The 26,399-nt window shown below is 64.2% G+C and carries 16 protein-coding genes, 1 tRNA gene and 1 pseudogene; 7 read left to right on the forward strand and 11 right to left on the reverse strand.

Annotated features, from left to right (window positions below):
• Positions 1 to 5: 5 nt before the first annotated feature.
• The 6 genes from AC1ZQA_RS15430 to AC1ZQA_RS15455 are packed head-to-tail and all read right to left on the reverse strand — an operon-like array spanning position 6 to position 10,887.
• Entirely contained in the window at positions 6 to 719 is a 714-nt protein-coding gene (locus AC1ZQA_RS15430) for a M48 family metallopeptidase (protein ID WP_482677714.1), read from the reverse strand.
• A 4-nt stretch (positions 720 to 723) separates the two neighbouring features.
• Positions 724 to 4,065 carry a type I restriction endonuclease subunit R gene (locus AC1ZQA_RS15435; protein ID WP_482677715.1) on the reverse strand — a complete coding sequence of 1,114 codons (3,342 nt, stop codon included), beginning with the start codon at positions 4,063 to 4,065 and terminating at the stop codon, positions 724 to 726.
• Positions 4,065 to 5,897, reverse strand: a complete 1,833-nt coding sequence (locus AC1ZQA_RS15440) for an AAA family ATPase (protein ID WP_482677716.1) — start codon at positions 5,895 to 5,897, stop codon at positions 4,065 to 4,067. The genes AC1ZQA_RS15435 and AC1ZQA_RS15440 overlap by 1 nt, the downstream gene beginning before the upstream one ends.
• A 2-nt stretch (positions 5,898 to 5,899) precedes the next feature.
• Positions 5,900 to 7,222 carry a restriction endonuclease subunit S gene (locus tag AC1ZQA_RS15445; RefSeq protein WP_482677717.1) on the reverse strand — a complete coding sequence of 441 codons (1,323 nt, stop codon included), beginning with the start codon at positions 7,220 to 7,222 and terminating at the stop codon, positions 5,900 to 5,902.
• The gene (locus tag AC1ZQA_RS15450) at positions 7,215 to 9,707 is read right to left on the reverse strand and encodes a type I restriction-modification system subunit M (RefSeq protein WP_482677718.1); all 2,493 of its coding nucleotides are present in this window, start codon (positions 9,705 to 9,707) and stop codon (positions 7,215 to 7,217) included. Before AC1ZQA_RS15450 ends, AC1ZQA_RS15445 begins: the two co-directional genes overlap by 8 nt.
• 19 nt (positions 9,708 to 9,726) lie before the next feature.
• Positions 9,727 to 10,887, reverse strand: a complete 1,161-nt coding sequence (locus tag AC1ZQA_RS15455) for a Fic family protein (RefSeq protein WP_482677719.1) — start codon at positions 10,885 to 10,887, stop codon at positions 9,727 to 9,729.
• Between the two features lie 145 nt (positions 10,888 to 11,032).
• Here AC1ZQA_RS15455 and AC1ZQA_RS15460 point away from each other — a divergent pair.
• The 6 genes and pseudogenes from AC1ZQA_RS15460 to AC1ZQA_RS15485 all read left to right on the forward strand — a co-directional run.
• Positions 11,033 to 11,388: pseudogene (locus tag AC1ZQA_RS15460) on the forward strand (transposase); the annotation flags it as partial.
• A gap of 68 nt (positions 11,389 to 11,456) precedes the next feature.
• Complete coding sequence (locus tag AC1ZQA_RS15465; protein ID WP_482677720.1) at positions 11,457 to 12,278, forward strand: spherulation-specific family 4 protein; 822 nt, start codon at positions 11,457 to 11,459, stop codon at positions 12,276 to 12,278.
• Between the two features lie 49 nt (positions 12,279 to 12,327).
• Positions 12,328 to 13,179 carry a hypothetical protein gene (locus tag AC1ZQA_RS15470; protein ID WP_482677721.1) on the forward strand — a complete coding sequence of 284 codons (852 nt, stop codon included), beginning with the start codon at positions 12,328 to 12,330 and terminating at the stop codon, positions 13,177 to 13,179.
• Positions 13,085 to 15,544, forward strand: coding sequence for a site-specific integrase (locus AC1ZQA_RS15475; RefSeq protein WP_482677722.1), 2,460 nt, complete (start codon positions 13,085 to 13,087; stop codon positions 15,542 to 15,544). Before AC1ZQA_RS15470 ends, AC1ZQA_RS15475 begins: the two co-directional genes overlap by 95 nt.
• Complete coding sequence (locus tag AC1ZQA_RS15480) at positions 15,541 to 18,657, forward strand: tyrosine-type recombinase/integrase (RefSeq protein WP_482677723.1); 3,117 nt, start codon at positions 15,541 to 15,543, stop codon at positions 18,655 to 18,657. The genes AC1ZQA_RS15475 and AC1ZQA_RS15480 overlap by 4 nt, the downstream gene beginning before the upstream one ends.
• A 56-nt stretch (positions 18,658 to 18,713) precedes the next feature.
• The gene (locus AC1ZQA_RS15485) at positions 18,714 to 19,094 is read left to right on the forward strand and encodes a rhodanese-like domain-containing protein (protein ID WP_482677724.1); all 381 of its coding nucleotides are present in this window, start codon (positions 18,714 to 18,716) and stop codon (positions 19,092 to 19,094) included.
• Between the two features lie 7 nt (positions 19,095 to 19,101).
• Here the strand turns inward: AC1ZQA_RS15485 and AC1ZQA_RS15490 are convergent, their stop codons facing one another.
• Genes AC1ZQA_RS15490 through AC1ZQA_RS15500 form a run of 3 tightly spaced genes read right to left on the reverse strand, consistent with a single transcriptional unit; the run spans position 19,102 to position 21,536 of the window.
• Positions 19,102 to 20,052, reverse strand: a complete 951-nt coding sequence (locus tag AC1ZQA_RS15490) for an HD domain-containing protein (RefSeq protein WP_482677725.1) — start codon at positions 20,050 to 20,052, stop codon at positions 19,102 to 19,104.
• Positions 20,045 to 21,316, reverse strand: coding sequence for an Arm DNA-binding domain-containing protein (locus AC1ZQA_RS15495; RefSeq protein WP_482677726.1), 1,272 nt, complete (start codon positions 21,314 to 21,316; stop codon positions 20,045 to 20,047). Before AC1ZQA_RS15495 ends, AC1ZQA_RS15490 begins: the two co-directional genes overlap by 8 nt.
• Complete coding sequence (locus AC1ZQA_RS15500; RefSeq protein ID WP_482677727.1) at positions 21,309 to 21,536, reverse strand: hypothetical protein; 228 nt, start codon at positions 21,534 to 21,536, stop codon at positions 21,309 to 21,311. Before AC1ZQA_RS15500 ends, AC1ZQA_RS15495 begins: the two co-directional genes overlap by 8 nt.
• A 126-nt stretch (positions 21,537 to 21,662) precedes the next feature.
• Between AC1ZQA_RS15500 and AC1ZQA_RS15505 the strand changes: the two genes are divergently transcribed.
• Positions 21,663 to 21,869: a ribbon-helix-helix domain-containing protein gene (locus AC1ZQA_RS15505; protein ID WP_482677728.1), complete on the forward strand. Its 207-nt coding sequence runs from the start codon at positions 21,663 to 21,665 to the stop codon at positions 21,867 to 21,869.
• A 128-nt stretch (positions 21,870 to 21,997) separates the two neighbouring features.
• Here the strand turns inward: AC1ZQA_RS15505 and AC1ZQA_RS15510 are convergent.
• Positions 21,998 to 22,074 (reverse strand) — tRNA-Met (locus AC1ZQA_RS15510).
• A gap of 77 nt (positions 22,075 to 22,151) precedes the next feature.
• Positions 22,152 to 26,372, reverse strand: a complete 4,221-nt coding sequence (gene rpoC / locus AC1ZQA_RS15515) for a DNA-directed RNA polymerase subunit beta' (protein WP_482677729.1) — start codon at positions 26,370 to 26,372, stop codon at positions 22,152 to 22,154.
• Between the last annotated feature and the right edge of the window lie 27 nt (positions 26,373 to 26,399).

A 26,399-nucleotide genomic window follows, 5' to 3' on the forward strand; every position in this document is an offset into this window, starting at 1 on the left:
CGTTCTCAGATCCCTTCGACATCCATTCCGCGCTCGGCCAGCCAGGCCTTGCGCCGCGCGTAATCCGGCATGGCGCGCTCGACGCGCAGCCAGAACGCTGGGGTGTGGTGCGGCTCGTGCAAATGGGCGATCTCGTGCACCACCACGTACTCGGCGATACGCGCCGGCAGCAAGATCGCTTTCCAGTGGAAATACAGCCAGTCGCCCTTGCCGCACGATCCCCAGCGGTAGCCCAGGTCCTGCACCTTTATGCCGACCGGAGACACCTCCATGCGCGACCGGTAGTCGCCCACCCGGCTCGATAGCCAGTCCTTGGCTCGCTCGCTGTACCAGCGCATGAAGTGCTCGCGCGCGGCAGGCAAGGCGTCGCGGCGCAGGCAGAAGCGGCCCGCCACCAGCTTCAGTGGCACGTCCTGGTCGTCCATCAGCTTCAGCCGATGGCTGCGCCCGAGGTACAGGAAACCCTCGCCGTCGACGTATTCCTTGCGCGGCACCCTGCGCTGCAGGCGGTCCTTCTCGGCCAGCTTGGTGTAGATCCAGAAGCGCTTTTTCAGGACGAAGGCGCGCAGTGCGGCCTCGTCCACCTCGGGCGGCGCCGACAGCACCAGCTCCCCGTCACGCTCCACCGTGATCTGCATCGTGCTGCGGCGGGCGCTGTACCGCACGTGGAACTGCAGATCGTCCACCTGGAGCTTGGGCAACTTCAGCGGTGCCAGCATCGCTCTACACCTGCAGCAGCTTGTCGTGGCTGGCACGGGCCTGCTCCATCAGCTTGTCGGCCAGCACGCCCGCCATGTCGGCATCCACCAGTGGCGGACGCAGCCGCATCAGGTGCTCGAACAACTGCCCGTTCAAGTTGTCCTGGTCGGCCCGCTTGCTCGGGCTCCAGATGCCACGGTTGCCCTGCAGTTCCTGAACGAGCAGATCCACCAGCCCGACGGTGACGTCCTTCAGGCGCAGCAGTTCCGCCGGCGTGGGCGTTTGCCCGGCGCAGACCACGTCCAGCACCGTGCGCAGGAAGGGCGCGCAATGCTCCGGCAGATCGCCCGGGGCATCGGCGGTGCCGGCTTTGCCGGTGCGCAGTTCATCGATGATCTGCTGCAACTGCGCGATGACCTCGTTCCACTGCTCGCTAAAGCGCAGCAAGATCTCATTCAGCCGCTCCGAGAGCTTGCGGTACAGCACCGGGTCCTCGTCCGTGTGCTTGCGGATGTGCGAGCGGATCGCGTGCTCCATCTCGGACGCCTTGGCGCGGTCGCTGGCCGCGCGGGCTACGTGTGTGTCGAACTCGGCATCAAGCAGCTGGATCGGTGGAATCTTGGGCTCGATCCCCAGCGAGATCACATGGTCGTCGATCAACCTGCGCACCTTGGCGCCGACATCCTTGCCGAGAACTGGTGTGTCTTTGTAGCGGTTTCGCGCCCGCGCGTAGATATAGGCCAGCCGCTTCGCGTCGCCCGAGAAAGGCAGGCCCTCGGGGCGGGGCAGCACCGTGTCCAACGACGCCAGGAATGCTTTGAGCTTGACCGCGAACTCGGCCCGCAGCCTCTCACTGGCGAGCACCTCGACGCAGGCCTCGGTGTCGTCCAGCGACTCGATGCCCTGCGTCCGGAACAGGTCCGCCACGCGCAGGTGCCGGTCGCGCAGCACCGGCACCTCGTCTTTCAGGCTGGCCAGTGCACCTTCCACATCCTCGTCGGCGTAGGCGGCCAGCGCCTCCTTCAGGTGCTGCGCCACACCGTAGTAGTCCACCACAATTCCGCAGCGCTTGCCGAAGCCGGTACGGTTGACGCGGGCGATGGCCTGCAGCAGCTCGGCTTCGCGGATCGGCCGGTCCAGGTACATCACGCCCTCGATGGGCGCGTCGAAGCCGGTGAGCAGCATCGACTTCACCACGAGGAAGACCAGCGGGTCGGTCTTGCCGGGATCGGCGTGGAACAGCGGCTTCTTGAAGCGCTTGATCCGTTGCTCGTGCGCCGTGCCGTCGGTCCAGGTCTTCCAGGCCGGGGCGTCGTTTGTTTGCCCTGAGATGATGGGCGCGAACTCGATGCGCGACAGAATGTCGCGGTAGCGCCAGGCCTGCACCACGGCCTGAACCTGGGGCGGCCGCTGGCATAGCGCCTCGTCGTCCAGCGCCTTGTCCTGCGGACTCAGGCCTTCGGCCTCGGCCAGCAGCTCGTCCCGCGCCTTCTTGAGTGCCTCGAAGTAGCGGATCGCCGCCAGCCGGCTGTACGCCACCACCTGCGCCTTGTAGCCGTTGGGCAGGATGTAGGTGACGTAGTGGCGCAACATATCGCGTGCCTTCTCGGCGATCAGCGCCGGGGCGTCGAAAATATGCCCCTTGGTGGCGAATTTCTGCTTGATCGCCTCCAGCTCCTGCGGCGTGTGCTGGCGGAACAGGTCCTCGAACAGCTCGTCCAGGCTGGCGCCATCTTTGATGGCGCCGTTGGCGGTGCGCCCCTCGTACAGCACCGGCACCGTGGCGCTGTCGGCCTCGGCCTCCTTGATTGTGTAGCGGTCGATGAACTCGCCGAAGATCTCATGGGTGCGCTTCTTCTCGCCCATGATGATCGGCGTGCCGGTGAAGCCGATGCGCGCGCAGTTGGGCAGCCCCGCCAGCAGGTTGGCGTGCAGGTCGCCCGCCTGCGTGCGGTGGGCCTCGTCCACCAGCACGAGAATGCTGTCATCCTCGTTCAGCACCTCGAACCGATCTGCGGACGTTTGACCGGCCTTGTCGCCTTGGCCATAGACGGCCTTCGGCTCTTCCACCTTGGGAAGGTCGTCGGCTGTGAGCGGCGCATCGCCGGCCGTGTCAGCGTCGCGGTATTTCTGGATGGTCGCGAAGATCAGCCCCGGCCCCTTGCGCCGCGCCAGGGCCTTCACGCCCGCCGTGCTATCCGCCACCTCCACCACCTCGCCGGTGAGCGTGGCCGTCACCGAGAGCTGGCTCTGCAGGTCCTTGCGGTCGGTGACGACGATGACCTTGAAGCGCCGCAGTTGCGGATCGGTGCGCATCTTGCGCACCAAAAACACCATCGTCAGGCTCTTGCCCGAGCCCTGGGTATGCCAGATGATGCCGCCGCGCTGGTCGTGCTCACCATGCTGCAGGCGGGTCTTGCCCGTCTTGAGCCGCGCGATGGCCCGGTTCACCGCCCGGTACTGCTGGTAGCGGCAGACCGACTTGATGGTCTGGCCGCCCACCTGCATGAACAGCAGGAAATTCTTTATCACGTCCAGCAGGTGCGCCGGCGTCAGCAACCCGGCGATCAGGCGCTCCTGCTCCGACAGTCCGAGCCTGCCCAGCTTCTGCGCCACCTCGATCTCGCTGCCGTAGCCATCGGGCCCGACGACGGTCTTCCACTGCGCGTAGTGCTCGAAGGCCGCGCCGACACAGGCCACGCGTGCCTCATCGAAGCTCGTGGCGATGAGCAACTGATTGGTGGCGAACAGCGCCTCGTTGCCCTCGTTGTCGTCGATCTCGAAGGCGGCCTTGCGCTGGTTGCTGTAGCGGCGCAGCTGGTCCACGGCCTCGGCCAAGGGTTCGGGAATGGACGGGCTCTTGCACTCCACCACCACCAGCGGCACGCCATTCACCAGCAGCACCAGGTCGGGCACGATGAAGGCCTTGCCGCTGTTGTAGCCCGGCGGGCAGTCGACGCGGTACTGATTGACGACCGTGAAGCGGTTGTTCGTCGGCGTGTTCCAGTCGATGTAGCGAATCGTCTGCCCGCGCCCGCCGTCCCAGCCCGGCAGGCCTTCGACCGTGAGCCCCTTGATCAGCAGTTCGGTGGCCTTCTGGTTGGCCTCCATCAGCCTGTGCGTGCCCAGCCGGGTGATCGCGGCCACGGCTTCCGACAGGCGCGCCTCGTCCAGCCAGGGCTGGCCATCGGGGCCGGGGTTGAGGGCGCGCAGGCGCTCGCGCAGCACGCCTTCCTGGATCACCTCGGTGAAGCGGCTGCGACCAGTCACCGACGGGTCGTCAATGCTGCCTTCGCTGTGCGACCAACCCAGCGCCTGCAACTGCGCGACGAAGGGCTTTTCGACGTCTTCGAGCTCCCAGCCCATCAGCTTGGCTCCCCGTCGTCTGCGGCCTGCAGGTCGACCTCTGCGTGCTCCCGCGCGGACTGGAACAACGTTTGCAGCAGGTCCAGCTTGTCCCGCACCTCGTCCGCGGCGGCAGCGGACAGTTCGGCGTGAGGGATCAGCCGGTGCAGCTCACCCTTCTTGAGCAGCATCGCGCCACCCATCCGCTCTGCCAGGCGCCGAAAGAATGACTCGGCCAACATGCTCAGCTTGCGCCGCTCGGTTCTGGCCTCCCAGATCAGGCGGGCCGCATCGGCCGGGGAGGCGGCCCAGGTGTCGTAGTCCGCCTGGCTGCCGCCGAACACCTCGTCGCGCAGCGTTTCGGCCAAGGCATTGTCCACGTGAGCGCGGGCCTGTTGAGTGAACAGATCGTCGGCCGGGTACTGGCGGTAGGCGAAGTCGCGCAGCAGCTCGGGCGTGATGAAGTAGTTCTCGGCCTCGTAGCGGCGCCAGTAGCGGATCTGCAGCGCGCCGTCGTCGCGGTCCTGACGGTTCTGGCCGTCGTTGTCCAGGATGGACAGACCCTTCAAGTCGGGCAGCAGCCTCCGCAGCCCGTTGAAGTGATCGCGCGGCGTCAGCCCGAAGCCGCCTTCCACGCGCTCCAGTTCGGCATCAAGGTCCTGCAGAGGGTAGTTGTTCTGCACATAGAAGCTGTTGATGCGTTCATCCCAGATCGCCGCCACCGGGTGTTGCAGACGCTCGGCCAGCCCGCGCAGCATGTCTACGTCGGTTCCGCCTTCCACGTACAGCACGTAGCCGCGCTCGCGCGCCTTGACGTAGTGGTCGGCGCCGAAGTGCTTGAGGCTGTTGCGAATATCGTGCTTTCTGGCGAGGTCGTCGGCGCGGCCTTCGAGCAGCAGGGTCAGGTTGATGTCCAGCGCCTCATCCAGGATCACCTCGGAGTGCGTGACCATCACCACCTGCGAGCCGTTCTCGCTGGCGATGTCGCGCAGCAGCACGTACACCTGCTTCTGGCGCAGGATTTCCAGATGCGCGTCCGGCTCGTCCACCAGCAGCACGCTGCGCTTGTGCGAGTAAAGGTAGGCGAACACCAGCAGCATCTGCAGCATGCCGCGGCCGGCCGAGGAAATGTCAAGCTGCTCTTTCACCCCCGGCTGGCGGTAGCTCAGCGCGATGGTGCCGCGCGCGGTTCCTTCTGGCATACCCAAGGTCACGTTGAACAGGCGCTGGATCAACTGGGTGACACGCTGCCAGTCATCCATGGACGACTTGGCCACCACGAGGCAAAGGTTGCGTAGCACGTCGGCCGTTCGCCCCTGGCCCAGCAGCACGTCCACCCGGCCGGGCTGCAGGATGGGTTCCTCCATGTCGAGCCCGGACATGGGGTAGAGCAGTTCCACCCGCAGGCTGGCCGCATGGCGGATCAAATCCAGATCGCCGATCACCGACTCGTCCGGCGTGCAGTACACCAGCTCGTCGCCCTGGCTGCGGAAGCGCATCGGCAAGGCCCGAATTTGTCCCTGGTGGCTCACGCCCACGGTCAGCCGCATGGGGATGTCCTTGGTGCCCCGGCGCACCTGGGTGTTGTGCCAGAAGAAACGCGTGCGGGTCACCGGCACGGCCACGATGTTCAGTCGGTTGAGGGACGTGGCCGTGCGTTCCTTGGCCGAGGAATCCTTGCGCACGTCGTACCAAGTGCGCACCGCCTGCGACCACAGCGCCAGCGCCTGGATGGCGCTGGTCTTGCCGCAGTTGTTGGGGCCAATCAACACCGCTGGGTGGTCCAGCTCGATTCGCTGCTTGTCGCCGAAGCGCTTGAAGTTCTCGATCTCAATGTAGTGCAGCAGGCGCATGATCAAGCGCTCCCTTCAGATTGAGTGGCTGGCAGCGGCGTCACGCGGACGCGGCCAGTGAGGAGGTCGTCCATGAGGCCAGCCTTGAGTTCGCGCAGCTTTGCCGACTCAGTTGCGGCGTTCTGGATGCGGTGGTCGATCTCGTCTAACCGTTCCGCGACGAGGTCCTGCTCCGTACGCACAGGCCGCGCTGTCAGCAGCCCGCGAACGGTTGGCAGATTCAGGCCAGCTTTCGCGCCGGCATCGTTCAGCTTGCTGATGTAGGTCTGCGCGGCCGGGCTGGCCAGGTAGTGGCCCACGAAGCGCGGGTTGACGACGTCGTGACTCGGGCGAACGAGGGCGATGTGCTGGTTGATGTACGCCTCCCCCATCCCATCGGGAACGACCCCCACGATGCCCAGGTCCGCGGTGATCGAAATCAGGATGTCACCAGGCGCCAGCCGCGTCCGTTGACCATCGGCGTTGCGCGGCGGGCGCACGTAGAAGGTGGAGTCAAACCGAAAGTTGATGTGATCGCGCGTGAGATTGCCGATGCGCACGAACAACGCGCCGCTGTCAGCATAGAAGCGCGCCCAGTCACGAGAGCCGCTAGTGACAGTTGCGGACACCGCATCCAGTGTGGTGATGTCCCATTCCTTCGGAATCCACCCCAGCGGCGACTGCTTGTAGAGATGCGGCGCCTCGGCCTGGGGCGGGCGCAGTTCGCCGTTGGCGTCGATGCCACGCGTCAGCAGGTCGTGCAGCAGGCCCTGCTTGACGGCCTTGAGCTTGGCGATGATCGCCTCGGTTTCGGAGATGGCGGTGTCGAGGGCGTCGAGGATCTCGGCGATCTCCATCTGCTCGGGTGGCGTCGGATAGCTGACCGGAAGTTCCAGCAGCTTGGACTTGGGCAGATTCTTCATGCTGCCGCTCGTACCGGTCGCGTGAATCTCGACGTGACGGCGATATGCGGCGGACTGCAGCACGAAAGACAGCCAACGCATACTGATCTTGGCCCGGTCTTTAGGCTTCAGTTGCCAGAGTCGATCTGGCAAGAACAGCGAGGGGTACGCCTCGCGCACGTAACACGACTCTCCGACCAGTGCTGGGGTATTCATTCGGCTCACAAGGATCGAATCGCCCAAAACCGATTCGGCGATTAGGCGTCGTTCGTGCTCGATGACTGCCTTGTTCTCCTGGGGAATAAATCGGCCCCCGCTGACCGCGCTGGTCTTGAGCACGCCGACTTCGCCCGCACCATGAGGACGATCCTCGGCATTGACGCTTACGCCAGCGTCGAGTGCAGCGATCAAGTCGCCAAGCTGACCATTGGACCAGTCAGACATACCCCAACCCCTCCAAAAACCCCTGCAACGCCCGCGCCGCCGCATCGCGCTTGCCTTCGATCTCGGTCAGCGTGACGCGGTACTTGTCCCACCAGTTCTCGAATGCGGCGACGATGGCCTTGCGCTGGGCGGCGATGTAGCGCTCGACTATTGAAGACATGTCGTTGTGCAAGATGACCAACAGCAGCCCGGCGGCCTGCTCGGCGGTCAGGCCATCGACGGCGGCATCGAGGTGCGCCGCAAAGCTCTCCTTCCTGGCCTTGAGCTGCTTCTTGACGGCGGCGAGTTCCTTCTTCCACGCCTTGAGCTGGGCTTCGTCAACGGCATTCTCGTCATCGGCGTCCTCGTCCGCAGCTTCGGCGGCTTCACCGTCTTCGGCCTCGGCATCCTTGGGGCTGGCCGCCTTGATCTGGCCGTCCAGTTCCGCCTTTTTCGCCTCCAGCTCGGTGATGGCTTCTACGAAGTCGCTCATCAAGCACTTGACGAGTTTGTGCTCCAGCGGGTTGGCAGTCTTGCGTGTTTCCTCGTCTTGCAACTCGCTCAGGATGGTGTCGCGCCAGCCGCGGATCAGGCCCAGGGGGCCGCGCACCAAGACGGCCTTGAAGTCATTGAGGTTGTCGTACCAGAACCCGGCACTGATGCCCCGCACCTGGAAGGCGTCCAAGACGCCGGTAGGCATGAGGGCCTCGGCAAAGCTGGCAAGCAGCGCTTCACGCGTGGCCACCAGGCTCGTTTGCCCATGCAAGGCGGTGATGCAACCGCTATGCGCTTGCCACCATTGTTCGAACGCCTCGCGTATCGCGGCCTCCTTGGCAACGAGGCCGGCGTTGCCTTCGATGGCGGGCTTGAGGTCCTGGCGCTTGGCCAACGCGGGCTTGAAGTCGAAATACTTCGCGTCGCGCTCGACGAACAGGTCCAGCGGGTTCAGCCCATGCGCGTGGAACAGCGTCGCCTTGTCCGCCACCTCGGCCTTGGGCACGCCGCCCACCAGATGGGCGCGCACGTCGTGCGGCTCGGGCGGCGGGGCGTTGTCGGCATAACGGCGGATGTTGAGGTTGTAGTCGTTGGCCTGGAGCGTGGCGTTATCGACGATGGCCGAGAAGCCTGGGATGGCGCGGAATTCGTCGAAGGTGGTGACGATCTTCTCGATGTGCTCGGGGAGCAGGTGGTTCTGCGCCCGGCCTTCGAAGAACTCGCGGTCGGCATTGATGAACAGCACCTTGCCCCGGCCCTCAGCAGGCTTGCCGCTGATGCGCTGGGCGCCGTTGTGCACCTGCTGGCGCAACACCAGGACGCAGGCGGGGATGCCAGTGCCGTAGAACAGGTTGGGCGGAAGGCCGATCACCGCTTCCAGCAGGTCGGCGTCGATGATGCCGGCGCGGATGGTCTTCTCCTCACCACCGCGAAACAGCACGCCATGCGGCATGACGGTGGCGATCATGCCGCCGTCGCGGGTGACGGCCAGCATGTGCTGCAAAAACATCAGGTCGGCCTTCTTGGCACCCAGCGGCACCTGGCCGAAGCGAAAGCGCTCCGGGAACTTGGGCGCCCAGGCGGGTGTGCCATCGGCGTTTTTCTCGGTGTTACCCCACGGCAGCGAAAACGGCGGGTTGGTGAGCACGCGGTCGAAGCGCATCAGCTCGCCGCCCTCGACGTGCTGCGGCTCGGCCAGGGTGTCCTCGTTTTGCAGGTTGGCAGTGCTGATGCCGTGCAGCAGCATGTTCATCTTGGCGATGGACCACACCGTGCCGTTGAACTCCTGGCCGAAGAGGTTGGCCTTGCGGCCGTCCTCGCCGTGCTCGTCGATGTATTCCTTGGCCGCGATCAGCATGCCGCCGGAGCCGCAGCAGGGGTCGTAGACGTCGTGCGCCAGTGTGGGCTTGATCAACCGCACCATCATCCGCACGACCGAGCGGGGCGTGTAGAACTCGCCGCCCTTCTTGCCGGCCGAGTCGGCGAACTCGCCGATCAGGTATTCGTAGGCGGCGCCGAGCAGGTCGGGGAACTCGAAGTCCTCGTTGCGCAGCCGGTAGGTGCCGAAGTGCGTGATGAGCTGGCGCAGCTTGATGTCGGGGATCTTGCTCTGGCCGACCTTGCGTGTGAAGTCGATGTGCTCCAGCACGTCGTACAGGCTGGTGTTGGCCGTCTCGATGCCGGTGAGCGCCTTGTTCAGGTGGTCGCCAACGTTTTGATGCGCGTCGTTGACCAGGGTCTCGTAGCGCGACTGCGGCGGCACCCAGAACGCGCCTTCCTTCTTGTACCAGCGCTGATTCTCGGCAGACGCGCGTGCTTCGGCCTCGGTTTTGCCGCCTTCCATTTCGAGGCGGATCACCTCCTCGCGCCGCTGGTCGAACACGTCGGAGCAGCGCTTGAGGAACAGCATCCCGAAGATGTATTCCTTGAACTCGGAGGCATCCATCTTGCCGCGCAGGATGTCGGCGGCTTTGAACAGGTGACGCTCCAACTGGGGCAGGGTCAATGGCATCGGTGGGCTTCCAGAATCGTCATGGTTCGCCTTCCCGGTTCAGCAGTTCCAGGTAGGCGGTGTATTCGTAGATGCGGTTGCGCTTCATGCCCGTCACCTCACGCACCAGGCCCAGCTCGATCATCGCGTCGAGCATCTTGCCCACGGTGTGCGGGCTTTGGCCAGTGACGGCGCCGATGGCGGGAATGGTGCTGACCGGGCGGGCGAACAGGGCCTGGTGCACCTGCAGCGCCGAAGGGGCGACGCGGCCCAGGCTGCGGACGCGCTCCCGGTCGGCCTCGCCCAGCGCGTTGAGCGCCTTGGCGGTGTCCACCGCCTGCGCGGCCGAGTAACGCACGGCGGTGGCGAAGAACCACAGCCACTCCTCCCAGTCGCCGTGCAGGCGCACCCGCTGCAGCATCTCGTAGTAATTGCTGCGGTAGGCCTTGAAGTACAGCGACAGGTACAGCAGCGGCTCGCGCAGCACGCCCTCGTGCACAAGGACCAGCGGGATCAGCAGGCGGCCCAGGCGCCCATTGCCGTCCAGGTAGGGGTGGATGGTCTCGAACTGCACGTGCGACAGCGCCGCCTTGATCAGTGCCGAATGGCGGATCGGCTGGTCGTTGAGGAATTTCTCCAGGTCGGACAGGCAGTCACTCACGCGCTGCGGCGGTGGGGGCACGAAGGCCGCGCGTGCCGGTGACGGGCCACCGATCCAGTTCTGCGTGCGGCGCACGTCGCCCGGAGCCTTGCCGATGCCACGACCGTGCGTCATCAGCTTGGCGTGCATCTCGTTCATCAGCCGGGTGCACAGGGGCAGGCCGCCCTTGAGCAGGGCCAGGCCGTGTTCGAGTGCCGCGACGTAGCAGGACACTTCGCGCACGTCGTCCAGGGGCACGCCGGGGGCGCCCTCGGCCTCGTAGAGCATCAGGTCCGACAGAGACGACTGCGTGCCCTCGATCTGCGAGGACATCACCGCCTCCTTGCGGACGTAGCTGTAGAGGAACACCGAGGTCTCGGGTAACAGGACGGTGATGCTGTCCAGGCGGCCCAGCGCCAGATGGGCTTCGTCCAGTCGTTCCTGGAGGCTGGCGTCGACCGACAGCGCCGGGTCGGGCGGCAGCGGCGCAGGCACGAACGCGCGGCAGGTTTCGCCTGCCGCGACGGAGGTTTCGTAGTTGCCGGTGGCGCCGCGCTCCATGAATGGCTTTGTGCAGTAAGACGTGGGGTTTATTGCACAAAAAACCGATTTGAGCAATAGCAGGGGGGCCGAATTGCACTTCGCGCCTTGGCTTCGATGTTGATCAGCGTCTGAATGGTCGCATCGCTCACCACCAAGACGCCCACGATGTGTCGAGCAAGCTGTACCGGCCGCCCTCGGCATCCACTGCATCGCGGACAAGATGCCACGCACAACCACTCGAATGTCAAGATCTGGCTGGCTGCGCGTTCGCGCTGGACCACGCACTTCATCCCGCCCAACAGTTCCTGGCTCAACCAGGTCGAGGGCTTCTTCGGCATGATCGCCGACAGGGCCATCCGCCGCGTTCGTTCACCAGCGTCAAGCAGCTCCTGCAGCGAATCGACCACTTCGTCGCTGCCCACAACACGAACTGCCAGCCTTCAAATGAACCGCAAAGGCCGACTCGATCCAGGAAAATTGCATCGCCTTCGTACGCGAAGTGGCGGAACAGGACACTAGCAGAAGACTTCCAGATTCGCCCATCTCGCTTGCGAAAAATCAGATGTGCGAAACATAATCTATAAAAATTGGATTTCGACGTCGATTTTTTGGGGAGGTCGCCGATGTTGTGCCGTTTGTCGCAAGGCTTGGCCGCGCTTTTCTTGCTGCTGACTTCTTTGTCCATCGTGGCGCAAACCTTGCCTGCCGTCGGATTGATCGTCCCCGCGTATTTCGATCCTTCGACGGACGCAACCGATTGGAACCGCATGGCATCGGCTGCGACCCAGGTGCCATTGATCGCGGTGATGAATCCCAACTCGGGCCCTGGATCGGCGCCCGATCCCAGCTACACCGCAGCGATCATGACACTCGACGGCTCAGGCGGGAGCACGCTGGGCTATGTCCACACCAGCTACGGCTATCGCAAGCTCTCGGCGGTCAAGCAAGAGATCGCCAGATACTTTTCTTGGTATCCAATCGATGGCATCTTTGTCGACGAAATGGCTACCAGCGCGACCCAGGCCAACCTGCGCTACTACACGGCGATCAAGAATTACATTCGGCAGCTCTATCCGCAGGCCATCATTGTGGCCAACCCTGGCACATCATTCGACGCGGCGTTCGCGCAGGCTGGCGTTGCAGACGTGTTCATCGACGAAGAAGATTCGCAAAGCAACGTGAATGCCACGCCGCAGGCTGCGTGGACACAGTCCTATCCTGCCGCGCTCTTTGCAGAAATCGCCGTGCAATCCAGTGGCGATGCGCAAGAAGTGACCTTGCTTTCCAGCAGAAACCTGGCCTGGGTGTATTCGACCACCTTGCCGCTCAATCCCAACCCCTATGCGGCGCTGCCAAGCGACTTCGATCAGGAGGTGGCCGCATTGGTGACGGTCAACGCATCACGGTAAGCCTGCATAAAGGGCGCACTCACTCGATCGCCCGACGTTCCCCAAGCCCATGCGTGATGCTGCCCTGCCCGAAGCCGCTGCGACACGTGAAGACTGCGGCCGCACGCAGGATCCTTCGCATTGGTTCGCCAGCGCGACGCTCCAACAGATTCGCCTAGCTGACATCCGCGGAGTGCATGCTGCGCTGACGCGCACGCTCGAGCAGTTGCACCCGCGACCCATCGATGATGTGCTCGTGCTCACACCCGCTGCAGTCCAGATGCTGTGTAGCCAGCATCCGCTCATCGTGCGCGCGGTGGGACGGGGGAGCAACAAAGGATTCGAGGTCATCGGCGGCCTGCTCGCATGGCGCGCCCTGCGTGTACACCATGCCCTGCTCACCCCCCAGCGATCGTCTGCAGAGCATCCGGCCGAAGAGACAGCCGAGCGGCCAGATGCCGCTGACGCTGTGCGTTTCGCGCAGGTCACAGCCGAGCCCAAACGTCGATCGCGGCGGCGCAGATCTGATGCGCACATGCCGTTACCCGCCACGTTTGCGGCCCCAGCAGTCGTCCTACCCCGCCAACTCTCCGACCCAGACATCGACGCCTTGCTGCTGGCCGAGCGCTGGTTATTGCTCACCTGCATCGGCCCGCTCAAAGCGCTGCAATCGGAGCTTGGCTCGCTGCATCAGCAAGCCAAAGCTTTGCAGTGGATCGACGAACTCACCCCGGGCCTGTCCTCGCTGACGGCGCTCGGCCGCGTCCTTGACCTGCCGCGTCAAACTCTGCATGCCCAGCAGCGCAAGGGATCCTCGCCAGAAAGCCATGTCCACCAACCCCACGACACAGACCGCTCTGCAGACCCTGCTTCAGCTGGGCCGCAACACGCCGGCGGTAGCGACGGCGCTGACCTGGATTGAGGCGCCTGAGAGTTGCCTGGCCTTGCCGCTGGTCCTCGATGGTGTGATCGCGCTGCAAAACGCCCTTACGCGCACCGCCGCCGCGAATGCGCCGGCGCTGGATGCGGTGGTTGCGCCCTTGGGCGAAGTCGTCCAGGGCATCCAGGTGCTACAAGCCCTGCTTGCCACGCATTCCCACCTGCCGGGTAGGCGCCCCGATCCCCGTCGGAGCTTGCCATTTCGGGGGGTGATGTCCTCGCACCCGATCTACACGCTTTTGGGTAGCTGGCACTGGCGGCTCGAAGCGGCCCAGCGCAACGACATCGCCCGTGACGCAGTCGCCACAGTCGTCCTGTTTGCCAAAGCCCGCGCAAGCTCGCTCTCCGGCGACGCCGGACAGAGCCCGATCTACGACGCCTGCACCAAGATCCGCGAGCTGCTGCAGACGAATCAGGAGGTCTTGCGCGATCGCCGTGAGGCCGTCGATTGGGCACAACCTGCCCCGACCAGCGAACTCGAGCCCGCCTTCGACGCCATCCGCCGGGTGGTCGAACCTGTGCTGCGTGCGCATGGACTGTGGGAGACCGACGCATCGGACACAGAGGAATCCGAGGGGGAAACACTCATCGCACCGCCCCAGCAGCAACGCATGGAGCGGGGCGATTTGCTGCGTACCCAGAAAGTGACCCGGCTGCACTCCACCACGCAGCGCGCCGTGGAGCGCAGCGGTTTGATCCTGACCGAGTTCGAACCCCAGGAGGAGTATGTCGAATGGGTCGAATTCGGTGAGGAAGACCCGCAGGACACGGCTGCACCCGCGCCGATCGAGCGCAGCCTGGCCGAGCAGGTGCTGCGCACCCGGGGGATGATCGCCCGCCGCGAACGCGGAGTGCAGCTGCTGGCTGCGGATTGGACCCGACCGACCGAAGCCGAGATCGCACGGCTCTGGCACGACCTGTTGACTTCCCAGCAAACCGAAGTGCGCGACATCGAGGCTGTAGCGTTGCTGGCCCTGGCGCTGTGGACAGCGCATCCGAGCCAAGGCCAGGCCAGCGGCGGTTTGTGCCAGACCGCCGTCGTGCTCCGTGCAGACGATGCCCCCAAGACGGACAGCACCCGGCCTGTGCTGCTGCTGGACTGCCTTCATCTGCGTCTTCCTGTGTTGCGCCCAGCAGCGCAGCCGGCCTATCACCGCATCGACCGCAGTGGCGCGCGCCCATGCGCCAACACGCTGGACCTGCCTTTGCCCGCGACAGTGCAGCCGCTGATCGACGCCCTGCCGGCAGTGAAGCAACTTCGCCGCGCCGGCAACAAACGGCCGGCCCCAGCGTTCACCCTGCCCCCAGATGATCTGTGCAGCGCCGCATCCGCCCTGCTGCGCAGCCATGTCACCCAGACCGCCGGACGCCTATCCCTGCCGATGGTGGAGCAATGGATGTTTCGCCGTCTGGTCGAGCGTCGGCGTGACCACGCGCTGGCAAGCCTTGCCACCGGACGCCCCCACATACTGGCCGACACCGGCCTGCACTATCTCTACATGGATACTGCTGCCATCACTCGCTGGGTTGCGAAGGAACAAGCGCTTGCTTGGGCAGGTCTCGTTCAGTCTGATGCGCGCCTGGATCGCCCGTCGGCTATCCCCCTTTCTGTTCCGCTTGATTCGGAGTCGGAGCACAACGGTGTCGGCGCGCCGATCGTGCCCCGAGACGAAACAGTACGTGCTCTGGCCAGCCGGCTTGCGCAGCAGCTCGATCAGGCGCGGGCGCAGCCCCTGGGCGATGATGCGCTGCTCCTGCTGCACAACGCCCTGACCGCGTATGTCCATACCCTGCTGCGCTTCAGTCTGGGCTTGCGCGATGTCGGCCAGCCGCTGCCTGGTTGGGATCGCATCGATCTGCACCACGGCGTGGTGCTCCTCAGCGACAAGGATGATGTGGCGGCCTCGGCAACACGGCTGGTGCCGCTATGCCCCACGGCCGCCGAGCAGCTGCAGGTCTATGCACGGCATGCGCGTGCGATGCTCACGCGCTTCGTTCCCGCGGAGCTTGCCAGCCCTCCGCCCGTGCTGTTTTATCTGCGGCGCGGACGCAGCGAGCGCATCGATCGCATCGACCGGCCCACATGCGAAATGGCTGCGGCGATCGAGACCGTCACCGGCTATACCCTGCCGCGCAACACGGGACGGCATTGGCTTCGTTCGCGCCTGGCGCAGATCGGGCTCAGCGGAGAGCGCGTTGAATTTCTCATGGGCCATTGGCAGCGCGGGACTGAGCCCTGGGGGCGCTTCAGCGCGCTGCCTGCGCAAACGGCAATCGACGCGCTGCGCGAGCCGCTCGAACAATTGGTGCGAGAAGCCGGGTTTCGGGTGGTTCGAGGATGGGCGTGAGCGCGGAGTGGAACGGTTTTGCGATCCGTGCGCCGCGCGTGCGGGTGACGGCAGCCGACCTCCAGCAACGCCGCGAGCGCTCCGAGCGCAGTCGTGTGCAGGTGCAAACGCAAGTCCGCTCCTGGATCGAGGAACAGGGTCTACAGGCCTGGCTCCAGGGCGAACTCAGCCTGAACATTGCCGATGCCTCTGTGCAGGCGCTGCGCGATCGCATCGATCAGGAGTTCAAAGGCGCCGAGCGGCGCTGGGCCGTCAACTACCTGAGCAACGGACTTGAACGCGGGCGTCTGGAGCGCAACTGGACGGTGCGCGTCCCGCCTCGGGTGTTGGTTCTGCGCGCGCCCACTCCCCCATTGAACGCCGAAACCTTCCCTTCGCTCACGCAGGTCGGGGCAATCGACCGAGTGCTCGACGCGTATTGGAAGCGATGCGCCGCGGAGAAGTCCCCGGTGTCGCTCGAGCAGGTGCTGATCAGCGCGATCTGGCACTCTGCATTGATCGGCCAGGAACGTATCCGTCAGGTCAGGGCCATGCTGGCGCAGCGCGGCTTACGCGCCAGCCCAAACGGCCAGTGGGTCTGGGTGGAATGGACGGAGAAGGCGGGCAACTGGCAGCGTCTGGTTTTTGACCCGTTGACGGCTCTGCTTGCGCTGCGCTGGCAGGCGCAGCACATGGACACCGCTGGGCCGAATCCTCAGGCGTCCCATGGGCGGGGCATCTGGCGTGTGCTTGAGCGCGAGATCCACGCCAAGACGATCGGCCTGCGCAACTTCACCGACTTCCTGCGATGCGCGCAGGCGCGGTGGCACTATCGCCTGCCGCCGTTTCTTGCAGAGTGGGCGCGCGGCCGGATCGCCAGCGCCTGCCTTCCCCCCGCTGGCTGGTGGCGATGGATTCTGGATGCACCGCTGCAACGCGGCTCGGTGCCGGAAACGATTCGGCCAGCGCAAGAGACATCTTCTTCGCGTGCGCATCGGGTTCAGGCAGCGCCTGCGCCCGGTGGGGTCGCTGACATTCGCCGCCTGTTGCGCTCGGCTCCCCAGCGCGCCAACCAGGTCGCCACGCGGTTGCGTGCGCACATCCAAGCGGCTGGCAAGAATCTCGATCGCTTGGACGTCGCGCTGGCCCAATGGATGGTCGATCTCCTCCAGCCCCAGGGGCGCAAAGGCGCTCGCCTGAGTTCCGCAAGAGAGCTGCTCGCCCGGGTGGATCGCAGGCTCGATGCCGTCCTGGGCGGGCGCGTGCCAAGCGACGTACAGACCTGGGGAGATGCATTGCAGGCGCTCGTGCAAGCAACAAACGAGAGTCAGCGCAACAACCTGGCCGTCGCCTTGCGCCTGCTTGATCGATCCGTGTGCACCCACCGCGGATGGGAGGGCGTCACGCCGGACCTGGCGGCCGATACCCAAACGCTGGTCGATGCCCAATTGCTGACAGAGACGCAGTACCGTGCGATGCTCGACACCTTGCGCCGTTGGGCTGTGCCGCAGGACTGCATCATTGCCGCGATTCTGGGCTATCGTTGCGGGCTGCGCCGCAGCGAAATCCGTGGGCTGCGGTGGATCGATGTGCAATGGAAGCCCCTGCCGTTGCTGTTCGTACGCAGCCACGCGGGACGCGCGCTCAAGCGCGACAGCGGCCGGCGCGTGCTGGTCCTGACGGCCTTCTGTCCGCCCGATGAGCTTGCGCAGCTGCACCGGGCGCACGGCGCAATCCAGAAGCTGATCGCCGCTGGCGTCGCGGACCGAGACACCGTGCTGCTCCTGTCCGATCACACCGAGCCCGATCAGCCCCACCCGGAGAGCGTCGTGTTCGATCCGGTGACCGCGGCGATGCGCGAGGTCTGCGCGGAGGACGGCCTGCGCTTTCACCACCTGCGCCACAGTGCAGCCAATCACCTGCTCCTGCAACTGAAGCATGACCAGCTCGACGGCGCCGCGCGCCTTCTCGATCCGCAAGCTGCCTTGGGGGCAGCGTTCATCGCAGCCAGACGCCGTGCGTTGTTCGGGGAGGGTCCTGCACAGCGCCCGCTGCTCTGGGCGGTTGCCGCCTTCATGGGACATGCCACGCCGCAGACCACCCTAGGCAGCTATATCCATCTGCTCGACGCCTTATTGGGATTGGCCGTACGACAAGCGGGCACGCGACCACCTGCCGAGATTGTGGGGTGGCTGGTTGGGGCAACGGCCAACCACGTCAACGTTCAGCATCACCACTGGGGCGTGGAAAACCCCTGGTCTGAGCTCGGCGCAGGCTGGGCGCGCAAGTTGGTCCAGCGTGTGCAGCCGCCCTTGCCCACTCCACAAAAACACCCAGGCGTAGGGCGCCCGAGCCGCGCTGCGCCAGGATCGGGAATGACACCTGCCGTGGATACGCTGCTGAACATCACAGAAGTCCTCGACCTGCTGTTCGAGCTATCCAAGAATCTGACTCCCGCAGCGGCACGGCGATTTGTGGGTGCAGCGCAGGCGCGGCGCATCCACGGATGGATGCAGGCTTGGAGTCAACTGCGCGGAAAGAGCCCGGCATTGAAAAAAAACCCCGCGCGGCGCAATCAGCCAATCCGCGTCGGCCAACTCCTCCTGGATCGGCCGCGTGCGTTCCAGCGCATCCAATCCAAGCCATTGCGTGCCCTGGCGCAGGCTTGGCTGGATGGCTGGCGATCGTGGTGGCAGCAGGATGCTGCGGCAGTCGAGCAGGCACTCACCCTGCACTGGGCGCTGCACGACAGCGACGTGCATGCGGTGGTGTTCACCGATGTCAACGACGCGGTGCGCTGGATGCAGGTAATTGACGCACTCTGCCTGCGCACGCCGCATCTGCCGCAGGTGCAATGGGCCTGTCAATTCGAACCCAGCACACGCTGCACCCTGCCCGCGCGTGCGCAGCAGCAACGCTGGGCCCGCGCACTGGGTCTGCCAGCGCAGAAGATCGAGCAGCTGCCACCGAGCCCGTTCCACCGCGCGCCCACTGCTCAGGTTCTGGGCAGACTGCGCCTGCAGGACGTCGATCGCGGCAAAGCCCGCCATGGCGGATTGCTCACCACGCTGGACGCGGCAGCGTATGTGATGACCCTCTCGATCCTGCTGCGCGCCAAGCTGCCGCCGCCTTGATCCATGCCACTCCCTCGGTATAGTTCCGCCTGTCCAATGACTCATTCCACACTCCCATGAAAACCGCCCACGACCTCGTCACCGACGCCAAATCCCGCATCTCCGAAGTACCGATTACAGATGCCAAGGCGGCTGTGCGGGAGGCCGACGTCGTGATCGATGTGCGCGAGGCGGATGAGTACGCTGCCGGGCATGTGCCCGGCGCGGTGCACATCTCACGCGGTGTTCTCGAGTTCAAGCTCAGCAACACCCCCGAACTCAGCAAGCGCGATCTCAACATCGTGCTGTACTGCAAGACCAGCGGACGCGCTGCGCTGTGCGCGCAGGCGCTGCAATCCATGGGATACCTGCACGTACGCTCGATTGCTGGGGGGTTCGAAGCCTGGACCGCGCACGGCCTCCCCGTGCGCAAGCCCCAGCAGCCCAGCTTCGACTGACCGGCCCTCACACGGCAGCGGCCACGCGGTAGGGACGCCGGCCCAGATGCTTGTGATAGGCGCCCCAGCCAGTGCCTTCGGGCAGCAGGCGACGCAGCAGGTCATCACTGCCCGAGAGCCGGTCTGCAATCGACAGCAACTCGGCTTCGGCCAGCTGCGGGGCACGCAGGCCCATCCATGCCGGCGCATGTGCTATCGCGGACAGGCTGTGCAGCAACCCCAGCGCGTGCGCCTGTGGCAGGCGGATATTCCAACGGGCGATGGCTGCGGCGATCCACTCGATTGCCGTGATGCGGTGACCAATCAGCCGACCGCGATCGCTCAGGCCCCAGGTGCCGTCCTGCCGCAGGCGATATTCATCGGCCTTGCCCGCGTCATGCAACAGCGCGGTAAGAACCGCCAGGCTGCGATCGACAAAAGGTCGGTCTGTGGCGAGCAGCCGTACCTGCTCGGCCACCTCGATGCTGTGGCGCAGGTTGCCGCCGTGGTCCGCGTGGTGCCCCTCCATTGACGACGGTCCGGTGCAAAGCCGCCGAAACCGTTGCCCGTCCCAGAAGATGGCGTTAAGCAAATGGCGATTCGGCGCGGGCAGTTCAGACCAGAGTGCTTGAGCGCGGTCCAGTAGCCCGCGCTCGACCTTCCAGCCGGGCAACACGGTTTGGAACAGGCTCAGATCCGCCACGGGGCGCTCCATCACCGCCAGCCGGACGATGGACAGGCAACCCGCAACACTACGCCCCGGCCCGCTCCAACGCGGGCTGACCAGCACGCCAGGTTCCAGTCGGGCGTCGTGCTGCCGCGACGTCCAGCAGGCCTTAAATGCAGCTTGGGCGTGAAACAGATGCGCCGTGTGGTGCAGGCAACCGGCCGCATCGGCGCGGGTATGCAGACTGGCCAGCCGGAAGATCTGCGGCAGCATCGGCAGATCACTCGGGCAAGGTTGGGTGGAATCAGCCATGTGTGCCCCCTTCCGGAAAAGCCGAGGTGGTTGGCGGAATGCCGCCGCTGGAGAGATTGGCAGCGAGCAGACGTTCGAACGCCGAGCCGTCTTGACGGGTCAGGTTGGGCACGTAGCGGCTGTAGACCTTGAACAGCATCTCGGTGGAGGCATGCCCCATCTGGCGCGCGATCCATTCTGGGTTCTCCCCTGCGGCCAACCACAAAGTGGCAGCGGTGTGCCGCGTCTGATACGGGCGGCGCGGCGCAAGGCCGAGATACCGCAGCAGGGGATACCAGACGCGTTTGGTCACGTTGTTGTGATCGAGCGGCTGGCCCTGCCGGTTACAGAACACCCAGGGGCCCAGATACGCTGTGCGGGCATGCTGCCGCTGCAGCGCCTCGAGCACCACCTGGCTCATCTGCACGTCGCGGTGGGATTCGATGGTCTTGGTCTCGTCCTCCTCACCACCGACCAGGGTCTCTCGCACGAGGATGAGACGCCGCGCGAAGTCGACATACTTCCACTTCAACCCGTCGATCTCCCCGGTGCGCAGCCCAGTGAAAAAGCGCACGGTGTAGTAGTCCCGAAAGTCCTCGCGGACGCTTGCCAGCAGCGCCTTGACCTCCTCCAGGGTGAAGGGCTGGACATCGCTCTTGGGCACTTTGAGCGGTTTGATGTTGTAGAACGGGCAGGTAAACTTGTAGCGGTCGGATGCTTCGAAGAGGATCCCGCGCAGGATGTTCATCACTGCGTTGATCCGACGGGGTGACAGGGTGTCTTTCTTGCGGCCCGGAGCTTTGGCGAGTGAGGACCGAAAGATCAGAATCTGTTCTCGTGCGATGCGTCCGACCTCTTGCTGCCCGAAGGACGGCACGAGATGCACCGAAGCGATGTCGGCTACGGTGCGCTGGTACGACCGCCGCCACTGCACTGCGTTCTCGGCTTGCCACTGAGCGGCGAAGTCGGCGAAGAGAGGGGTTGAAGCAAGTTCCGCCGCTTGTGCTGGCTGTCTAAAAACAAGAGCTTCGACTGGTTGCGTTGCAACCTGTGCGGCCGGCTTGATCGAATCAGAGAAACTGCCCTTCTTACTGTTTGGGAAATAGGCGGCATAGTCGAACTGTCCGCGCTGAATGTCCCGCTCGATCCGCCGCAATAAACGTTCAAGTTTCGCCCGGTTTTCAGCCGTATCGTCGAGGAGGGTGTACTCGCGGCAACGCCGACCACGATAGCGGAAATCAATGAAGAGTTTTCCATTTGCATTTTGTTTCCGAATGCTACCCATGGCAGACTCCACCGTTAGCCATCGGAATTTCGATCATTGAGGAGGAATGCATATCGTGTTCAATGCGCTCCCAGATGTAGAGGATCTTCCGACCTCCGAATGGACGGATGTAATGAGTGCCTTCGATGAGGACGGCATCCTTGAGCCGCTCGCGGATTGTCCGGCTGTCATACTTGATCCGCTGGGACAACTCTTCCGTGGTGAGATAAGTCGTGCTCATAAATTTGCTCCTGTCTAGCATGCGCTTTGTGCGCATAACCACAGTGTAGACAAATAGCACTCAAAGTCAATGTCTGTTTTGTAGACATTGTTATGATTTCGCAACAACTTCAGGAGAGACCTCAGCATGGACCGCTTGCAGATCAACGTCCGCGTACCGCCGGATCTGATGGACCATTTAGATAAACGCCGGATGGAGCTCCATGCCTCTATGGGCAAGATCCCATCACGATCGGATGTCGTTCGACTTGCGCTGGAGTCGTATCTGCTTGGCCCCGAGAAAGACCCTTTGGCCCAAACCCAAAAGCCGAAGGCAGCCCGAAGGTCAGGTTGATGCCTCAGGAGCCGGATTGGGAAAACCGCGCGGGCCATGGATGGGCCATGCGTGGGCTATAGCCCATCCATGCGCTGAAAACAAAAAAGCCAAGCACCGCTAAGTGCTTGGCTTCGTTGACAAATTTTTGGTTGCGGGGGCTGGATTTGAACCAACGACCTTCGGGTTATGAGCCCGACGAGCTACCGAGCTGCTCCACCCCGCGCCGTAAGCTAATAAGTATACTCGGTTCGCTCTGTTCATGCAAGGTGCCAGACCGGTCGAAGGTCTGGCACCATTGGATCAAGAAGCGTCCGAAGCGTTGTCGGATTCTGCCGAGTGCAGGGTGCTGTCTTCGAGCGCCTGCAGTTCGGCGGCAGCCTGGGCTGCGCGGTCGGCCTGGTCCATTGCGTCCTTGGCTTTGCGCGCCTGGTGGAAGGCCAGGCCGGTGCCTGCGGGAATCAGGCGGCCGACGATGACGTTTTCCTTCAGGCCGCGCAGCGCGTCGCGCTTGCCCATGATGGCGGCTTCTGTCAGCACGCGGGTGGTTTCCTGGAAGGACGCGGCTGAAATGAAGCTGTCGGTGGACAGGCTGGCCTTGGTGATACCCAGCAGCAGGTTGTTGAATGTGGCGGGCATCTTGCCTTCGCGCAGGAGCTGGTCGTTGCGCGCCAGGACCTGGGAGCGCTCGGCCTGTTCGCCCGCGATGTAATCGGTATCGCCCGGGTCCTTGATCTCCACACGGCGCAGCATCTGGCGAACGATCACTTCGATGTGCTTGTCGTTGATCTTCACGCCCTGCAGACGGTAGACGTCCTGCACTTCGTCGACGATGTAACGCGCCAGCGCCTCGACACCGAGCAGGCGCAGGATGTCCTGCGGCTCGGCCGGGCCGTCGACGATGAGCTCACCCTTGTTGACGACCTGACCTTCGTGCACCAGCACGTTCTTTTCCTTCGGAATCAGGAACTCGTTGGAGTTGCCGTCGAGGTCGGTGATGACCAGACGGACCTTGCCCTTGGTTTCCTTGCCGAAGGAAACGGTACCGGTGGTTTCGGCCAGCATGCCGGCGTCCTTGGGCGAGCGGGCCTCGAACAGTTCGGCCACACGCGGCAGACCACCGGTGATGTCGCGAGTCTTCTGGCCTTCCATCGGGATGCGCGCCAGCACCTCGCCAGGGCCCACGTCCTGACCGTCGCGCACCTGGATCAGCGCGCCCACGGTAAAGCCGATGGTCACGGCATGATCGGTGCCCGGAATCTTGACCTCGTGCCCCTGCTCGTTGAGCAGCTTGACCTGCGGACGCACCACCTTGGCGGAGCCACGACGCTTGGGGTCGATGACCACGAGCGTGGACAGGCCGGTGACTTCGTCGACCTGCTTGGCCACGGTCACGCCCTCTTCGACGTTCTCGAACTTGATCTGTCCCGCGTACTCGGTGATGATGGGGCGGGTCAGCGGGTCCCAGTTAGCCACCAGCGTGCCGGCCTTGATGACCATGCCGTCCTTGACGAACAGCGTCGCGCCATAAGGCACCTTGTGGCGCTCGCGTTCGCGGCCGTGGTCGTCGGTGACCAGCACTTCGCCGGAGCGGGTGATGACCACCTGCTCGCCCTTGGTGTTGGTGACGTAGCGCATGGTCGCAGTGAACCGCACCGTCCCCGCGCTCTTGGCCTCCACGCTGGAGACCACCGCTGCACGCGAAGCCGCACCGCCGATGTGGAACGTGCGCATGGTCAGCTGGGTACCGGGTTCGCCGATGGACTGCGCGGCGATCACACCGACGGCTTCGCCGTTGGTCACCAGGGTGCCGCGGCCCAGATCGCGGCCGTAGCACTTGGCGCAAATGCCGTAGCGCGTTTCGCAGGTCAGCGCGGTGCGCACCTTGATTTCGTCGATGCCAGCGGCCTCGACCAGATCGAGCGCGTCCTCGTCGAGCATTTCACCCGCGGGAACGATGACGTCCTGCGTCTCGGGGTTGACCACGTCCACCGCAGCCACACGACCCAGCACGCGGTCGCGCAGCGACTCGATGACTTCGCCGCCTTCGACCAGCGCGCGCATATTGGTGCCGTTGGCCGTGCCGCAATCCTGCTCGGTGACCACCAGATCCTGCGTCACGTCCACCAGACGCCGGGTCAGGTAACCGGAGTTCGCGGTCTTCAGCGCGGTATCGGCCAGGCCCTTGCGCGCGCCGTGGGTGGAGATGAAGTACTGCAGAACGTTCAGCCCCTCGCGGAAGTTCGCGGTGATGGGTGTCTCGATGATGGAGCCATCGGGCTTGGCCATCAGGCCGCGCATGCCGGCGAGCTGGCGGATCTGTGCGGCCGAGCCGCGCGCACCTGAGTCGGCCATCATGTAGATGGAGTTGAACGACTCTTGACGGACGTCATTGCCGTGGCGATCCTTGACCGTCTGGTTGGAGAGGTGGTTCATCAGCGCCTTGCCGACTTCGTCACCCGCACGACCCCAGATGTCCACGACCTTGTTGTAGCGCTCACCCTGCGTGACCAGACCGGAGGAGTATTGCTGTTCAATCTCCTTGACCTCTTTTTCGGCGCGGGAGATGACCTTGTACTTCTCTTCGGGAATCAGCATGTCGTCGATGCTGATGGAGATGCCGGCCTTGGTCGCCAGCGAGAAGCCGGACTGCAGCAGCTTGTCGGCAAAGATCGCAGTTTCACGCAGGCCGCAGCGGCGGAACGACGAGTTGATCAGGCGCGAGATTTCCTTTTTCTTCAGCGCCTTGTTCATGACACTGAACGGCAACCCCTTGGGCAGAATTTCCGACAGCAGAGCGCGACCCACCGTGGTTTCCACCACGGCGGTCTTGGGCGTGAAGGTGCCGGTGACCTTGTCTTTCTCATACTCGGTCAGACGCACGCTGACGCGGCTGGTGATTTCCACCTGCTTGGCATCGAGCGCGCGCTGCACTTCCGATACATCAGCGAACACGATGCCTTCGCCCTTGCCATTGATGCGCTCGCGGGTGGCGTAATACAGGCCCAGCACCATGTCCTGCGAGGGCACGATGGACGGCTCGCCGTTGGCCGGGAACAGAATGTTGTTCGACGCCAGCATCAGTGCGCGCGCTTCCACCTGCGCCTCGAGCGACAGCGGCACGTGCACGGCCATCTGGTCGCCGTCGAAGTCGGCGTTGAATGCGGCGCAGACCAGCGGGTGCAGTTGAATGGCCTTGCCCTCGATCAGCAGGGGCTCGAACGCCTGGATGCCCAGGCGGTGCAGCGTGGGGGCGCGGTTGAGCATCACCGGATGCTCGCGGATCACGTCTTCCAGAATGTCCCAGACGATGGGGGTCTGCGATTCGACTTCCTTCTTGGCCGCCTTGATGGTGGTGGCCACGCCCATGGTTTCGAGCTTGTGGAAGATGAAGGGCTTGAACAACTCCAGCGCCATCAGCTTGGGCAGGCCGCACTGATGCAGCTTGAGCGTCGGGCCCACGGTGATCACCGAACGGCCCGAGTAGTCGACGCGCTTGCCCAGCAGGTTCTGGCGGAAGCGGCCGCTCTTGCCCTTGATCATGTCGGCCAGCGACTTGAGCGGGCGCTTGTTCTGGCCCACCATCGCCTTGCCGCGACGGCCGTTGTCCATCAACGAATCGACCGCTTCCTGCAGCATGCGCTTTTCGTTGCGCACGATGATTTCCGGTGCAGACAACTCCAGCAGACGACGCAGGCGATTGTTGCGGTTGATGACGCGGCGGTACAGATCGTTCAGGTCGGAAGTCGCAAAGCGCCCGCCGTCCAGCGGCACCAGCGGGCGCAGATCGGGCGGCAGTACCGGCAGCACGGTCATGACCATCCACTCGGGCTTGGTGCCGGAATCCTTGAACGCCTGCATCACCTTGAGGCGCTTGACGTTCTTCTTCACCTTGGTGTCGGAGCCGGTCATGTCGCCACGCAGCTTCTCGATCTCCAGGTCGAGGTCCATGTTGTGCAACAGGGCGTGGACGCCCTCGGCACCCATGAAAGCAACGAACTCGTCGCCGAATTCGGTGCGCTTGGCGGCGTATTCCTCTTCCGACAGAACCTGACCGGCCTTCAGCGGGGTCATGCCCGGATCGACAACCACATAGGCCTCGAAATACAGCACGCGTTCGATATCGCGCAGCGCCATGTCGAGCACGATGCCCAGGCGAGACGGCAGGCTCTTGAGGAACCAGATGTGCGCCACAGGGCTGGCCATGTCGATGTGACCCATGCGCTCGCGGCGCACCTTGCTCTGCGTGACTTCGACGCCGCACTTCTCGCAGATCACGCCGCGGTGCTTCAGGCGCTTGTACTTGCCGCACAGGCACTCGTAGTCCTTGATCGGGCCGAAGATCTTGGCGCAGAACAGACCGTCGCGCTCGGGCTTGAACGTGCGGTAGTTGATGGTCTCGGGTTTCTTCACCTCACCGAACGACCAGGACCGGATTTTCTCCGGAGACGCCAGGCCGATGCGAATGGCGTCGAAATGCTCATCCTGATGAAACTGCTTGAACAGGTCGAGTAGCGCTTTCATGCTTTCACTCCTTCAGTTGCTTGCCCG

Source organism: Thiomonas sp. DCM-2 (genome assembly GCF_056820905.1).